This window comes from Veillonella sp. 3_1_44 (assembly GCF_000163715.1).
In the GTDB taxonomy this organism is placed as follows: domain Bacteria; phylum Bacillota; class Negativicutes; order Veillonellales; family Veillonellaceae; genus Veillonella; species Veillonella parvula_A.
The window spans coordinates 1-14,699 of sequence record NZ_GG770202.1 but is presented as its reverse complement, the minus strand read 5'-3'; the positions used below and the strand labels follow the sequence as shown (position 1 = coordinate 14,699).

Here is a 14,699-nt window from a genome sequence, read left to right as displayed (position 1 = left end):
ATGTATAAGCCAAGTAAGAAAACTATATACATAACGAGTGCCTTTGCCGCTGTGGCGGGACTTGTTGGTGTGTCCTCATACTGGAATGACATTGCTTATGTTGTATGTGATAAAATCTATCCCAAAGCAAATGATGGGGAAGTCCGATTAAAGGATAATCAAGGTAATCGTTATTCTCTATTAAACCATGGAGATGGTAAAGAGACGGCTTTATATGACGACAATCGGTCTGTTACCTTTCACCGCGATACCAGTGGAAATTTAGTATGGGATGCTGGTTTAGCAGGGCTTTTACCTAGTATTGCAGCAGGCTACTATATGTTTTATGGATTTAATCCACCTACAGCGCGTATGGATGGACGAACCATGACATATCGTGTGGCAGCCCCATTAAAACCGTATGAAGAAACGACACCATATACGGCATCTGGTTCAAATGTGCATAGTTCTTTGGGCCGAAGGACTTATTTAGATTATGAAAAGCGTAGAAGTAGTAAAGCGTCCTCCATAGGTCAAAAGTCTGGATTTGGTAGTGCTGGAGTGCGTTCTAGTAGTTCCTAATGGAGGCCGATATTATGAAATCGTATATAGATGAACTTGATACGAATATATTGCCTTTTGTGGATTATGAGGGCTATGCTGATAGGTATCCTGCGCTTTCTGCACAATCTTTTTCAGCTGATTTTTATGATGAAATACGACATGCGTCGCGCATGTTGTTTCAGATATTTTGTAAAGCCGCCAAGGTATTTCAACAGGCACCTAATGAGTTTGCACTCAATATGGATATGCCAGAAAATTTGATTCCTTATTTACATCGTGGGAATCCATTGGGCTTACCTACATGGTTATCTCGATTTGACTTTGTCCTTGATGATAGAAGGCAATTGCGCATGGTAGAGATTAATGCGGATACACCCTGCTTTCTGATTGAAAGCTATTATGCTAATGGTGTAGCGGCACGATATTTCGATAAAGTAGATCCTAATATAGATGCTTATAATGAACTTGAGCGTTTTTTGAAACGCGTATATGAAGGAACGTCTCGTAAAAAATATAGTGTGACTAATAAACATCATAATATGATGACTGATAATGAAATAGAACCCTTTGTTTTCGGGTGCTTTCATGATTATTTAGAGGACTATGGAACTACACAGTTTCTCTTACATGCTATGAAATCAGCATGTCCAGAAGCAGATATTCGATTCTTATCCTTTTATGATATGGTCATTGATGATGATGGTATTCTGTTATCTGATGGTAGTCATGCAGCAAACCTGTATCGTTTACATCCTATGGAACTATTGATTGATGAAACTACAGCAGATGGTGAACCATTAGGTGAAATGTTTTTAGATTTATATAATGAATACCGCTTTAATCTATTTAATCCACCAGAGGCGATTATTCTGCAGAATAAATCGTTTATGTCCTTGGTATATGCCTTATACTTAACAAACCAGTTCTTTACAGGACCTGAGCGAGATATTATTAAACGCTATTTGACGCCTTCTTATTTTGAAAGTGATTTCCCAAACCTTGATGATGGGCTATATATTCAAAAAGAAATTTGGGGACGTGAAGGGCGAAATATTCAGGTTGTTCAAAAACGTGGAAATCAAGGTGAACTATACATGGAGAAATTTGTAGATAACTATGATGATATAGTTTGTCGGGACAGCCAAAAGGTTATGTATCAGGAGTTCATCAAGCAGAAACACTTTACTCATACCGTAGATAGCGGTACTAAAGAAGGCTGTTTGACATTATCTTGTTTTATGCTTGGAGATCAAGCTTCTGCAGTCGGTTGTCGTTTTTCTCCAGAAGAAATTGCCGGTACTGAAGCTTATTTTGTGCCACTCTTAGTGGAATAATTTTACGTTGTTATTTTAATTTTAGTTTTAGTATCTTAATCTGAAAGATTACTAGTCGTTTATACTGATTATCTTATCAGTTAAGTATCATTTATTTTTTTGGAGATTTTAGGCTTTGGCTAATTTATATATTGGACTTGTTCATTATCCTATTATGAATAAACATAAAGAGGTCATTACGACGGCTATTACAAATTATGATATACATGATATTGCACGAGCATCTATTACCTATGATGTGTCTAAATATTTTGTCATTCATAATATTCCAGCTCAACGTGAGTTGGTAAGTACGATTATGGAACATTGGAAATCTGGATTTGGCTCTACTTACAATCCAGATCGCAAGGATGCTTTCACCGGCGTGGAATTGGTAAACTCAATTGCGGTAGCGGTGCGAACAATTGAAGACATAGAAGGTATAAAACCTATAGTAGCTACAACAGATGCTCGCACCTATGATAATACGATTTCCTATGCACGGATGCGTGAACATCTTGAAAATGAGGGGCGCCCTGTGTTAGTATTATTTGGTACCGGTTATGGTATGACAAAAGAAACGATGGAAAGCTTTGACTATATTTTAGAACCTATATATGGCCATGGTGAATACAATCATTTATCCGTGCGTAGTGCCGTATCAATCATCTTAGATCGGCTGCGGGGCGAAGCATGGTGGGATAAATAGGAGGCGTCTATGTCAGGACATTCTAAATGGGCAAATATTAAACATAAAAAAGGTAAAACCGATGCATTAAAAGCTAAATTGGCTACAAAAATCGGTCGTGAAATTACCGTTGCAGCACGCATGGGTGGTGCAGATCCAACTGGTAATATGCGTTTGAAATTGGCTTTGCAAAAAGCTCGTGAAAATAATATCCCTAAGGATAACATTCAACGTGCTATCGACAAAGGTATCGGTGCTACGGACATGAATGCATATGAAGAAATCGTATACGAAGGTTATGGTCCTGCCGGTGTTGCCGTTACTGTTGAGGTGATGACCGATAATCGTAATCGTGCTGCTGCAGACGTGCGCCATGCATTCTCTAAACAAGGTGGTAACCTTGGTGAAAGCGGCTGTGTAGGCTGGATGTTCAAATCTAAAGGCGTTTTCGTTATCGATAAAGAAGGTCATGACGAAGATGAATTGACTTTGCTTGCTCTTGATGCGGGTGCAGAAGATCTTAAGTCTGAAGATGATGTATTTGAAATTTATACAACACCAGAGGATTTTGATGCTGTAGAAGCAGCTCTTGCTGATGCGGGTATTGAAACAGAAGTCGCTAAAATTACAATGATTCCAGATACAACGATTGAGTTGTCTGGCGATGATGCTGTAAAAATGCAGAAAATGCTTGACGTATTGGATGATCTTGATGATGTACAAAACGTATATCATAATGGTATTTTTCCGGACGATGAAGAAGAATAATAATAAAGGGGGCACTCTATGGGGTGCTCCTTTTCTATTGAAATTAAACTCGGATATTTATTAAAGTTAAGAAAATTAATATGTCTCATATATAATTCATAGGGGAATTCATGAACTTCGATGTGAAATTATGCTATAATAAAATAGATTATGTAATGGAGGTAGGCGGCAGCTTATCTCATTTTTAAACTAAGGGGGTTGGGGTGCGAATTATAGGAATTGACCCAGGCACGGCTATATGCGGATACGGCATTATTGACGTGAAGGGTAGCAAACTAACACCAGTAGCCTATGGGGCTATTACAACTCCTAAGGAATTGACTGATTCACAGCGACTGGAAATTCTATTTAATGATCTTAGTGATTTATTGGAGGAATATAGGCCTGATAAGTTCGGTGTGGAGGAATTATTTTTTAACCGTAATGTAACAACAGCCATTAAGGTAGGGCAAGCACGTGGTGTTATTTTATTGGCTGCTGAACAACAACGGATTCCTATTTATGAATATACACCATTACAAATTAAACAAGCTGTCACAGGTTATGGTAAAGCTGATAAGAATCAGGTCATTTATATGACGATGAATATTTTGGGGATTCGTGAGAAAATTAAGCCTGATGATACGGCAGATGCATTAGCTGTTGCTATCTGTACGGCTCATAGTTCTCACAATGATAGATTAAAGAGGTTGGTATAATGATAGGGTATGTGCGAGGTATCGTAACACATCTTTTTAAAGAATCGTGCTATGTTGATGTACATGGCGTAGGGTATCGCGTATATGTGCCGACCACTACGCGTCAACAGCTGACAGAGGACCATGAGGCGACGCTATTCACGTATCTTAATGTACGAGAAGATGCAATGCAACTCTACGGCTTTTGGACGGAAGAAGAATATGAGTTGTTTATACTCCTCATTTCTGTTTCTGGTATCGGGCCCAAGGTGGGGCTTGGCATCTTGTCAGGCATGACACCTGAGGCTTTCAAATTAGCGATTATCAATGGACAGGTACAGCAATTAACTAAGTTACCTGGCATTGGTAAGAAGTCTGCGGAGCGACTTGTTTTAGAGTTAAAGGATAAAATCGCTAAGATGACACATATTTCTGCGGAATCACCTGCGACTATTCAGCCTGTTGGCGTTGCTGCAAACGGTGCTGCAGGAGAAGCCATTGAAGCCCTCGTATCCTTAGGATACTTGGAACGGGATGTAGCAGATATTGTAGAGTCTTTAGATGATGGTAAGCGCGATGTATCTGAGTTGATAAAAGTCAGCTTGATTGAGCTTGGGAAAGGACGATAAGGATGAATGAAGAAGTACGCCTTGTCGGCAATGGCGAGCACGAAGAGGATATATGGCAATATAGCCTTCGACCTAAGTTCTTTAATGAGTATGTAGGGCAAGAAGAGGCTAAAGGCAATCTAAATGTGTATATTCAGGCTGCAAAGCAACGTGGTGAAGCATTGGATCACGTTTTGCTCTATGGGCCTCCAGGTCTTGGTAAGACTACATTAGCAGGGATTATTGCGAATGAATTGGGTGTTAATTTTCGCATAACTTCTGGTCCTGCTATTGAAAAGTCTGGTGATTTGGCTGCGATTTTAACAAATTTAGATGATCATGATGTATTATTTATCGATGAGATTCACCGCTTGTCCCGTAGCGTAGAGGAAGTGTTGTACTCTGCCATGGAGGACTATGCTATTGATATTATCATCGGTAAGGGGCCAAGTGCTCGAACTGTACGCATTGACTTGCCAAAATTTACTTTGGTAGGTGCCACTACTCGAGCGGGTGCTTTGGCGGCACCGTTACGGGACCGATTTGGTATTATTAATCGGTTGGAATATTATAAACAACCAGAGTTAGAATTTATTGTGACTCGAGCCGCAGAAATACTTAATATTGGTATTGTGTCGACTGGGGCAAGCGAAATTGCACGTCGTTCACGAGGAACACCGCGTATCGCAAACCGTCTGCTTAAACGGGTACGCGATTTTGCACAAGTCATTGGTGATGGGGTTATCACTCAAGAAATTGCAGATGAAGCATTACAACGTTTATATGTAGACAAAATGGGACTTGATCGAATTGATCGACGTGTGTTGGAATGTATTATTGAAAAATATGATGGCGGTCCTGTAGGGATTGATACCATTGCGGCGGCCATCAGCGAAGAGAGAGATACCATCGAAGATGTGTATGAACCATATTTGATGCAATTAGGATTTTTAGGACGCACACCGCGTGGGAGGGTGGCTACTAAATTGGCCTATGAGCATTTAGGTATTTCACAGACAGGGAAATAACAATGAAAACGAAACGATTACAATTGATGATAATGGCCACTTTGTTTTTAGGTGTAAACATTGGCGGTGCTTCTATAGCACATGGAGCGACTCTGCAAAATAAAAGTGCAGTGGTAACGAAAAAGCCAACGCCAAAATCAACAGTATCTAATACAACTGTATCGAAAGTAAATACGACGAAGAAATCTAGTTTTCGTCCACTTGCTACTAAACCAGTTGCAAAGCCGGTCGCAACAACTAAAACGGTTTTTAAGTCAACTGCTACATCTACGGTGGTTAAACCTAGTGCAAAACCGGTTAATGTAGCAAAGCCTGCTACAGCTACAAAGCCGGTAACGCCGGCTAAACCAGTTAGTGCAACAAAATCAACTAGTACTGCGAAATCTAGTACTAATGCAACAGCTGCGAAATCAGCTGCTACGGGTAAAGCTACAATGGCTACAAAACCTGCGGCTTCTGCTACTGCAAAGCCAGCTACTAAACCTGCAGTTACTGGTGATAAACCTGTAGAACAAAAAAGAGCTACTGAAAAAACTGCTACTAAAAAGGTAGTAAAAACAACGGATGTGAATAGCATTCAAGCCAATACAGCAGTTATTACTCGCAACAAAGTGGGCTCCGTAGTGACGCCTGCTACAGAACGTAAAGAAAACATGCCAAATGTACGTGTTCTACTAGGTAGTCGTAGCTCCGATGCTACTGTTACATCTACAGCTAGTATGGTTGTATTGAACAGCGGCAATGGTCAAGTTAGCACAATCAGTGCTAATCGTGGTACATCTATTGGCATTCGCGGCGGCAAGATTGCTGTAAATGGAAAGGCTATTGATAGTGTGGTTACATTGAAGCCTGCAAATAGTGATGCACCATTCTTGTTCGAAGGTAAAGGTTATCGTGGCGGTTTAACATTACGTGCCAATAATGGAACCATGATGGTCATTAATTCTGTGCCCCTTGAGGATTACCTGTATGGTGTTGTCCCACAAGAGGTAGTACCGTCTTGGCCGGCTGCTGCATTAGAGGCACAAGCTGTAGCAGCTCGCACCTATGCTCTTCATACGATGGAAGAAAATAAAGGTAAATTCTACGATGTGAGTAATTCCACGGATCATCAAGTATATAGTGGTGTGAGTGGTGAATCTCAAGCTACCACAAATGCTGTAAATAAAACTAAAGGCATAGTTATGCTTTATGATCAACGTCCTATTAATGCCTTATTCCATTCTGATGGCGGTGGCTATACAGAGGATAGTGTAAATGTTTGGGGAAGTGATGTGCCATACTTGAAAGGGGTAAAAGACTTTAGTACTGGTACATCTACATCGAATTGGACTGTTACTACCTCTCGTCAAGCTCTTGAAAGTAAACTTAATGCGGCAAGTAAAGGGGTAGGTAAATTGAAGAGCATTCAGTTGACTCCTCTTGGTAAGCCTGGGCAACAAACATCGGACCGCGGTGTATCAGGTCGTATAAAGAGTGCTACTTTCATAGGTACCTCTGGAAAAACTACTGTAGATGGCGATGCATTGCGTAGTATTTTAGGTTTAAAATCTACACTATTTGATTTCTATGTAAATCACAACCCTGCTAAAGGCACGGGAAAGGCATATCATAGCTTTACTGGCAAGAATGATACTGTTTATATTAAAGGCCACGGTTGGGGTCATGGCCTTGGTATGTCTCAATGGGGCGCTGCGGAAATGGCAAAGCGTGCTAATCCTGGAGATATAAATTATTACCAAACTATTTTGCGTCACTACTATAGTGGCATTACATTGAAGAAAATGTACTAATAAGGATTACGATGAAAGTTACAGATTTTGATTATGAATTGCCAGAGGAACTGATTGCTCAGCATCCTGTAGAACCTCGTGATACAGCACGGCTTTTAACCTTAGATAAGGTAAGTGGTGAAGTTAAACATAAAGGGCATTTTTATGATTTGCTAGAAGAACTCCATGAAGGAGATGTGCTTGTATTTAATAATACGAAGGTTATCCCTGCGAGATTATATGGACATCGTCAAGGTTCTGGTGGCAAGGTGGAGGTACTTCTACTCACACCATGTGGTGAAAATCGATGGGAATGCCTTGTTAAACCGGGGAAAAAATGTCCTATCGGGCAAGTTATAGAGTTTGATGACCGCCTAAGTGGAGTTATTATAGATAAAACAAATTTTGGAGGCCGTATCATTCAGTTCACATGCAACGGTGTGTTTGATGATGTGATTCAAGAAATTGGTGAAATGCCATTACCTCCATACATTCATGAAAAGTTAGAAGATAAAGACCGTTATCAAACGGTATATGCTAAGGAGAAAGGCTCTGCTGCGGCACCAACTGCAGGACTTCACTTTACACCTGACCTCTTAGAAAAGATTAAAGCTAAAGGTGTAGAGCTTGAGTTTGTAACCTTACATGTTGGACTTGGCACCTTTAGACCTGTATCGGCAGAGACTATTGAAGACCACGAAATGCATAGTGAGTTCTTTGTTGTACCTCAAGATACGGCGAATCGAATCAATGCAGCCAAACAAAAAGGGTCTCGTATCATTGCCGTAGGTACTACATCGGTGCGTACTCTTGAGTCTGCTACGAATGATGATGGTGTATTACAAGGTATGAGTGGTTGGACTCAAATTTTTATCTATCCTGGCTATAAATTTAAGATGATTGATGCGTTGGTAACGAATTTTCACTTGCCTCAATCTACATTGTTAATGTTGATTAGTGCACTAGCTGGTCGTGAACACTGTTTGGCGGCCTACGAAGAAGCTGTACGTGAACGTTATCGTTTCTTTAGCTTCGGCGATGCTATGTTTATACGTTAGGAGGGACTATGCCGAGTATTATTTATGAATTACAAAAGACATGTCCTCATACGGGGGCACGGGCAGGTTTATTGCATACGCCACATGGTACCTTCCAAACACCGATGTTTATGCCTGTAGGCACGCAAGCGACAGTTAAAACTATGACACCAGAAGAACTAAAGGCTATGGGTTCTCAAGTTATTTTGAGTAATACCTATCATTTATTTCTTCGCCCAGGGCCGGAGCTTGTAGAAGAGGCTGGGGGCTTACATAAATTTATGAATTGGGATCAAGCGATTCTTACTGATAGTGGTGGATTCCAAGTATTTAGTTTAGGCGATATGCGCAAAATTACTGAGGATGGTGTTACATTTAGATCCCACATTGATGGATCAAAACAGTTTCTATCTCCTGAAGTGGCTACAAAGGTACAAGAGCAATTAGGTTCTGATATTGCGATGGCTTTTGACGAATGTATTCCGTATCCCGCGGATCATGATTATGCGAAACGCTCTACGGCGCGTACAACACGTTGGGCGCATCGTTGCCAAGAGGCTCGTAAAGCTCATGACCGCCAAGGCATGTTTGGTATCGTTCAAGGTGGCATGTACAAAGACTTGCGCAAGCAAAGTGCGGAAGAACTTGTAGCTATGGATTTTGAAGGTTATAGCATCGGCGGTTTATCCGTTGGGGAACCTCATGATTTAATGAATGAAATCTTAGAATATACTACGCCATTATTGCCAACTAACAAGGCTCGTTATTTGATGGGCGTTGGCACCGCAGATTGTCTGGTAGAAGGTGTAGCACGTGGAGTTGATATGTTTGATTGTGTATATCCAACTCGTGTTGCTCGAAATGGGATGGCCATGACCTGGAATGGTCGTCTTAATATTCGAAATGCTCAATTTGCTCATGATTGGGGTCCTTTAGAAGAAGGTTGCCAATGTTATACATGTAAAAATTATTCCCGTGCATATATTCGTCACTTATATAAGGCAGAAGAGATTTTGGCATTACGCCTTGTAACGTATCATAATCTCTATTTCTTATTAGAGTTTATGCGTCAAATGAGACAAGCTATCTTAGAAGATCGGTTCCCGCAATTTAGAATGCAATTTTGGGATAGCTTTAAAAAATAGTAATTAAGTCTAGTCAAATTTATATTAGGTGGCTATACTAGAAAAGAAATACATATTTATTAACCTAGGAGGATAACATGGGAGATATTCAACAAATCTTGCAAACTAGCTGGCCTATTTTGTTAATGGTAGTAATTTTTTACTTTCTATTGTGGCGTCCACAAAAGAAACAACAAAAAGAGCGTGCTAGCTTGTTAGGTAGTTTAAAAAAAGGCCAAAAAATCGTTACTATTGGTGGTATTTATGGCGAAATTGTTGAACTTGATGATGAAAAAGTCAAGGTACAGGTATCTGAAAAAGTTGAATTAACATTTGCTCGTACAGCAGTTGCTAATGTACTGTCTAAGAAAAACAAGGAAGAAAAATAATGAATACAAAGGAAGCAGTGCGCCAGGCGTGTAAGTCTCAGCGCGCTGCTTTATCCGTTGCTGATTGTAGGTCGTGGACGCCGATGTTGACGAATCAAATCGTTAATAGTCCTGAGTATATATCGGCAAAAAACATTATGGCCTATTTGGCGATGCCTAAAGAGGCCAATTTAGACGATGTGATTCGTCATGCTTTAGAACATGGTAAATCTGTATACGTTCCAGTATGTACTGATAAGACGACTATGATTGCAGTTCGCCTTAAGTCTCTAGAATCTATCACTCGGGGTGTGTTAAATATACGTATTCCCGCTGAGCCATACGATATTATTGATCCGTGTGACTTGGATTTGATTTTAGTGCCTGGTGCTGGCTTTGACCGTCAAGGTGGTCGCATGGGAATGGGGAATGGGTATTATGATCGATTTCTCAAGGAACTTTCACCGAGTACATTTATGGGCGTATGTTGGACTGTACAATTATGGGAGACACCAATCCCAATGGAAGCATTAGACCAACGAATGAGTAAAATTGTGACAGAGCAAGGCATTATACATTGTGTATAGCAGAAGGGAGCAACTATTTTGAACGGTAAAGCTATTATCAAGTTTTTAGTAGTCATTGCTGCCATCATTGGATTATTTGCGTATTTTATTCAACCATTAGCAGGCTCTTTGAAACAAGGCCTAGACTTGCAAGGTGGTACGCATATCGTATTGGAAGCAGAGGACTCTGCGACTGGTACAGCTGACAATGATGCAGTGGAACGGGCGAAGCAAATCTTAGAACGTCGTATTAATGAAATGGGTTTATCTGAACCATTGGTACAACGTGAAGGTGCTCGTCGTATTATCATTGAATTGCCAGGTGTAAAAGATCCTGACGAAGCAATTAAACGTATCGGTAAAACAGCGGTCTTGGAATTTAAAAACGACCAAGGTCAAACCGTTATGACTGGTGATGACTTAAAAGATGCTAAAGAAGAGTTAGGTCAAAATAAACAACCACTCGTTGCTATTGAATTAAGTGATGAAGGGGCTAAGAAGTTTGCTGATTTAACATCTAAAAATATTGGTCGTCGTATTGCCATTACATTGGATGGTAAAGAATTGACTAATCCTGTAGTACAACAAGCAATTACAGGTGGTAAAGCCACTATTTCTGGTAGTCAAAGTTTAGAAGAAGCTAAAGACTTAGCTATTTTATTACGTTCCGGTGCATTGCCTGTTAAAATTAATGTATTGGAAGTGCGTACAGTAGGTCCTTCTTTGGGGCAAGACTCCAAGGATAAATCTGTTGTAGCCTTCAGTGCTGGTATTGCAATGATCATGATTTTCTTGGTTATCTTATATCGTTTTTCTGGCATCGTAGCTAATATAGCGTTACTTGTATATGTTATGCTCTTATTACTCGTGTTGGGCAAGGGCTTTAATGCGACTATGACATTGCCAGGTATTGCTGGTATTATCTTATCCATGGGTGTTGCGGTAGATGCGAATATTCTTATCTTTGAACGTTTTAAGGAAGAGGTATTTTCCGGCAAATCTATGCGTGTTGCTATGGAAGCAGGCTTTAGCCGTGCGTTAGCCACAATTACTGATGCAAACGTATCCGTTATCATTACAGCTGGTATCTTAACTATTTTAGGCTCTGGTCCTGTAAAAGGCTTCGCTATCAGCTTAGGCGTAGGTGTTGTGGTAAGTATGTTCACTGCGATTACTGTGAGCCATTTCTTATTGCGCTTATTAATCGATTGTAACTTTACAAACCATCCATTCTGGTTTGGTGCGAATATTTCTCCGAGCACAAGTGCTGACGCATTTGCACCTAAATCTTTGAAAGGAGGTAAACGCAAATGACATTAGACGTAATTAAACATCATCGTTGGTGGTTTGCTATTTCCTCCACACTTGTTATAATCAGCTTAATTTCCATATTTACTAAAGGGTTTAACTTTGGTATTGATTATACTGGTGGTACGATTGTTGAAGTTGTATTTGATCAACCTGTAGAGGTTAGTCAAGTTCGTGACGTTCTAAAAGAATATAATCTTGAAAATGCACAAATTCAGCTTTCCGGTGATACTACTGGTGATACAGCGGGCGAAGACGTAATGATTCGTACACGTAATCTCGAGTCTAGTGAAAGTGCCGCTGTTGTTGATTCTTTGACTAAATCTATTGGTAACAATACAGTTAAACGTATTGAAACTGTAGGTGCTGTAATTGGTTCTGAAGTTACAGAACATGCGTTATTGAATCTTGTTATAGCATTCGCAGCATTAGCTCTATATATTTCTTATCGTTTTGAATATAAGGTTGCCATTTCTGCGTTAGTTGCCATTTTCCATGACTTGATTATGGTTCTTGGTGTTTTCTCTTATTTCCAACTAGAAATTGATGCATCCTTCTTGGCTGCCATTCTTACGGTTGTAGGTTACTCCATGAATGAATCTGTAGTTATTTTTGACCGTGTTCGTGAAAATACGCATACACATAAACGTTCTGATACATTTGCAGATTTGGCGAATGCGTCTATTACACAAAGTATTCACCGTAGTTTCTATACATTGGCTACCGTTATGTTTGCTTGTGTATCCCTTTATCTATTCGGTGGGGACACTACAAAGAACTTTGCCCTTTGCATGATCATCGGTTTTGCTAGTGGTGCGTACTCCTCTATCTGTGTAGCTACATCCTTGTGGGTTATGTGGAAGAGCCGTAATAAAAATGACGTACGTAATCAATAATAAGTTATAAATTATTATTATTGTGTTAATGATTAAAGTATAAGAACCTCTCTGGATTTATTTTTTAGAGAGGTTCTTTTATTTTGCTATCTTTTATTATGTAAAACGGTATAGGTATTTTACAGATAACAGTCATTTTTAACTATATAAAATTTAAAAAGGCTTGTTCTTGAATTCTATAAGATAGAGGCGTAAAATGGCTAGGTGACACGATACAAAAGGAGATACAAATATGGATTCAAATAGATTGTGGAGCCCTGCTTTTACTAATTATGGTATTAGTAGTGGTATTTTATATATGACTCAATATGTTCTCGTAGCGGCATTGCCAATTGTAATCACGTCTGAGCTGGCTGGCAGTGATCTTGATGCGGGCTTAGCGATGACATATTTCCAAATTGGTACAATTTTATGTAGGATTTTTGCAGGACGATTAATAGATGGTTTTAATAAGCGTATTGTTCTATTAATATCAACAGCCTTGTTTTTCATTATTATGGGATTATTTAATTTTACTACATCCTTAGAGGCTGTTTTCGTACTACGTGGGTTACATGGTGTTGTGTTTGCCCTTGGAACAACTGTAATGGCTACTCTAGCAGTATTAGTATTACCTCCTAGTCGAAAAGGTGAGGGAGTTAATATGTTTGCTATCTTTTCAAATATAGCAATGGTATTAGGGCCTGCTATCGGCCTATATGCTTTATCGTCATACGGTAGTATGGCATTGTACATATTTTTAACGGTTATGACTGGATTGGCTATGGTCTTAAGTAATATTATTCCCCTATCAAAGGAGTTAGCATTACCTAAACAATCAAAATATAAAGGTTGGCATATTTCCCAGTTTATAGAAAATAAAAGTTTACCTTGGGCTTTAATGGGCTTATTTATTGGTTTTACTTACTCTGGTGTTTTAGTTTTTATACCTATAGAACTTAATAGCATGGGGGCAGGAATATGGGGAAGTGCTTTCTTTGCTATTTTTGCGTTGATGATTATTATTAGTCGGCCTATAGTAGGAAAAATATATGCTCGATATGGTTCAAAAATTATTATCTATACAGGATTAGGATTATTTATATTAGGCTTATTTGGATTGGGATTAGCTATAACACCATTAGCTATTCTATTCACCGCTCCATTGTTGGGGTTAGGTTATGGTGCAGCACAACCTGCATTCCAAGCGCTGGCTATACAATCAGCTCCTATTGAGCGTGCGGGTGTATCAACAGCAACTTATTTTCTAGCCTTAGATATAAGTGTCGGTGCTGGATCGGTTATACTTGCAGTATTAGCTAGTGCGTGGGGCTATCAATATTTATATATGTTCACTGCATTGGTTATGGTGATAGCGCTTGCTTTGTATCATATATGGGTAAAAAGATATACTCCTTTAGAACTATAGTTGTTTAAGGTAAAAATTGGGTAAATAAATATTAAACAAGTTAAAATGGCTTCTAATGAGATATTATGTATAGGATGCAATAAAAATAATGAAAGAAAGATGAATTTTTTAGGATAACAATTTTATATATTGACGTTTATTATATTTATGCTATACTTATACAAGTCATTAGGACACAGCTCAAATGATAAGTATGAAAAACTTCTTAGAAGTTAAAAAAAGCACTTGACGGAATGAGCTGGACTTGATACAATAATCAAGTCGCCAGTTGATGAAACACTTTGAAGAAAGAGTGTGTAGACTGGTACAGATCTTTGAAAACTGAACAATGATAGGTAATCAATCATAACGATTGAACATATGCCAGAGTGCGGGTTTTGACATAGTCAAAACCAACCATAATTCAAAGTTACTTCAATGTAACGACAACAAATAATGAGCTATTCAAATAGCTTCAAGATATCTTGGAGAGTTTGATCCTGGCTCAGGACGAACGCTGGCGGCGTGCTTAACACATGCGAGTCGAACGAAGAGCGATGGAAGCTTGCTTCTATCAATCTTAGTGGCGAACGGGTGAGTAACGCGTAATCAACCT

The 14,699-nt window shown here is 39.3% G+C and carries 15 protein-coding genes and 1 rRNA gene; all 16 read left to right on the top strand.

From position 1 onward, the window contains the following. Positions 1–561: a hypothetical protein gene (locus HMPREF0873_RS09140; RefSeq protein WP_004695579.1), complete on the top strand. Its 561-nt coding sequence runs from the start codon at positions 1–3 to the stop codon at positions 559–561. Positions 562–575: 14 nt separating this feature from the next. Then, positions 576–1,877 carry a glutathionylspermidine synthase family protein gene (locus HMPREF0873_RS09135; RefSeq protein ID WP_004695580.1) on the top strand — a complete coding sequence of 434 codons (1,302 nt, stop codon included), beginning with the start codon at positions 576–578 and terminating at the stop codon, positions 1,875–1,877. Between the two features lie 115 nt (positions 1,878–1,992). After that, positions 1,993–2,565, top strand: coding sequence for an RNA methyltransferase (locus HMPREF0873_RS09130; RefSeq protein ID WP_008715733.1), 573 nt, complete (start codon positions 1,993–1,995; stop codon positions 2,563–2,565). A 9-nt stretch (positions 2,566–2,574) separates the two neighbouring features. Beyond that, positions 2,575–3,312, top strand: coding sequence for a YebC/PmpR family DNA-binding transcriptional regulator (locus tag HMPREF0873_RS09125; RefSeq protein WP_008715731.1), 738 nt, complete (start codon positions 2,575–2,577; stop codon positions 3,310–3,312). Positions 3,313–3,515: 203 nt separating this feature from the next. Next, the gene (gene ruvC, locus HMPREF0873_RS09120; protein WP_004695586.1) at positions 3,516–4,010 is read left to right on the top strand and encodes a crossover junction endodeoxyribonuclease RuvC; all 495 of its coding nucleotides are present in this window, start codon (positions 3,516–3,518) and stop codon (positions 4,008–4,010) included. Beyond that, positions 4,010–4,618 (top strand): Holliday junction branch migration protein RuvA, encoded by a 609-nt coding sequence (ruvA, locus tag HMPREF0873_RS09115; protein ID WP_038125895.1) that lies wholly within the window; start codon positions 4,010–4,012, stop codon positions 4,616–4,618. The genes ruvC and ruvA overlap by 1 nt, the downstream gene beginning before the upstream one ends. Positions 4,619–4,620: 2 nt before the next feature. Further along, positions 4,621–5,625 carry a Holliday junction branch migration DNA helicase RuvB gene (ruvB, locus tag HMPREF0873_RS09110; protein WP_038125893.1) on the top strand — a complete coding sequence of 335 codons (1,005 nt, stop codon included), beginning with the start codon at positions 4,621–4,623 and terminating at the stop codon, positions 5,623–5,625. Between the two features lie 2 nt (positions 5,626–5,627). After that, complete coding sequence (locus HMPREF0873_RS09105) at positions 5,628–7,418, top strand: SpoIID/LytB domain-containing protein (RefSeq protein WP_038125891.1); 1,791 nt, start codon at positions 5,628–5,630, stop codon at positions 7,416–7,418. 11 nt (positions 7,419–7,429) lie between these two features. Then, the gene (gene queA / locus HMPREF0873_RS09100) at positions 7,430–8,455 is read left to right on the top strand and encodes a tRNA preQ1(34) S-adenosylmethionine ribosyltransferase-isomerase QueA (RefSeq protein WP_008715727.1); all 1,026 of its coding nucleotides are present in this window, start codon (positions 7,430–7,432) and stop codon (positions 8,453–8,455) included. 8 nt (positions 8,456–8,463) lie between these two features. Then, positions 8,464–9,579 carry a tRNA guanosine(34) transglycosylase Tgt gene (gene tgt / locus HMPREF0873_RS09095; RefSeq protein WP_004695595.1) on the top strand — a complete coding sequence of 372 codons (1,116 nt, stop codon included), beginning with the start codon at positions 8,464–8,466 and terminating at the stop codon, positions 9,577–9,579. 77 nt (positions 9,580–9,656) lie between these two features. Next, a complete protein-coding gene (gene yajC, locus HMPREF0873_RS09090; protein WP_004695596.1) occupies positions 9,657–9,947 on the top strand; it encodes a preprotein translocase subunit YajC in 291 nt (96 codons plus the stop codon). Next, the gene (locus tag HMPREF0873_RS09085; RefSeq protein WP_008715724.1) at positions 9,947–10,513 is read left to right on the top strand and encodes a 5-formyltetrahydrofolate cyclo-ligase; all 567 of its coding nucleotides are present in this window, start codon (positions 9,947–9,949) and stop codon (positions 10,511–10,513) included. The genes yajC and HMPREF0873_RS09085 overlap by 1 nt, the downstream gene beginning before the upstream one ends. Positions 10,514–10,531: 18 nt before the next feature. Then, positions 10,532–11,806, top strand: a complete 1,275-nt coding sequence (secD, locus tag HMPREF0873_RS09080) for a protein translocase subunit SecD (protein WP_004695600.1) — start codon at positions 10,532–10,534, stop codon at positions 11,804–11,806. Continuing rightward, positions 11,803–12,696, top strand: a complete 894-nt coding sequence (secF, locus tag HMPREF0873_RS09075) for a protein translocase subunit SecF (protein ID WP_004695602.1) — start codon at positions 11,803–11,805, stop codon at positions 12,694–12,696. Before secD ends, secF begins: the two co-directional genes overlap by 4 nt. Before the next feature lie 232 nt (positions 12,697–12,928). Further along, the gene (locus HMPREF0873_RS09070) at positions 12,929–14,104 is read left to right on the top strand and encodes an MFS transporter (RefSeq protein ID WP_004695607.1); all 1,176 of its coding nucleotides are present in this window, start codon (positions 12,929–12,931) and stop codon (positions 14,102–14,104) included. A 461-nt stretch (positions 14,105–14,565) separates the two neighbouring features. Beyond that, positions 14,566–14,699, top strand: a 16S ribosomal RNA gene (locus tag HMPREF0873_RS09065); the annotation flags it as partial.

What these genes read in the sequence shown, in the direction of transcription:
- HMPREF0873_RS09140 (WP_004695579.1), top strand. Translation starts at nt 1, where the DNA reads ATGTATAAGCCAAGTAAGAAAACTATATACATAACGAGTGCCTTTGCC.
- HMPREF0873_RS09135 (WP_004695580.1), top strand. Translation starts at nt 576, where the DNA reads ATGAAATCGTATATAGATGAACTTGATACGAATATATTGCCTTTTGTG.
- HMPREF0873_RS09125 (WP_008715731.1), top strand. Translation starts at nt 2,575, where the DNA reads ATGTCAGGACATTCTAAATGGGCAAATATTAAACATAAAAAAGGTAAA.
- ruvA (WP_038125895.1), top strand. Translation starts at nt 4,010, where the DNA reads ATGATAGGGTATGTGCGAGGTATCGTAACACATCTTTTTAAAGAATCG.
- ruvB (WP_038125893.1), top strand. Translation starts at nt 4,621, where the DNA reads ATGAATGAAGAAGTACGCCTTGTCGGCAATGGCGAGCACGAAGAGGAT.
- HMPREF0873_RS09105 (WP_038125891.1), top strand. Translation starts at nt 5,628, where the DNA reads ATGAAAACGAAACGATTACAATTGATGATAATGGCCACTTTGTTTTTA.
- queA (WP_008715727.1), top strand. Translation starts at nt 7,430, where the DNA reads ATGAAAGTTACAGATTTTGATTATGAATTGCCAGAGGAACTGATTGCT.
- tgt (WP_004695595.1), top strand. Translation starts at nt 8,464, where the DNA reads ATGCCGAGTATTATTTATGAATTACAAAAGACATGTCCTCATACGGGG.
- yajC (WP_004695596.1), top strand. Translation starts at nt 9,657, where the DNA reads ATGGGAGATATTCAACAAATCTTGCAAACTAGCTGGCCTATTTTGTTA.
- HMPREF0873_RS09085 (WP_008715724.1), top strand. Translation starts at nt 9,947, where the DNA reads ATGAATACAAAGGAAGCAGTGCGCCAGGCGTGTAAGTCTCAGCGCGCT.
- secF (WP_004695602.1), top strand. Translation starts at nt 11,803, where the DNA reads ATGACATTAGACGTAATTAAACATCATCGTTGGTGGTTTGCTATTTCC.
- HMPREF0873_RS09070 (WP_004695607.1), top strand. Translation starts at nt 12,929, where the DNA reads ATGGATTCAAATAGATTGTGGAGCCCTGCTTTTACTAATTATGGTATT.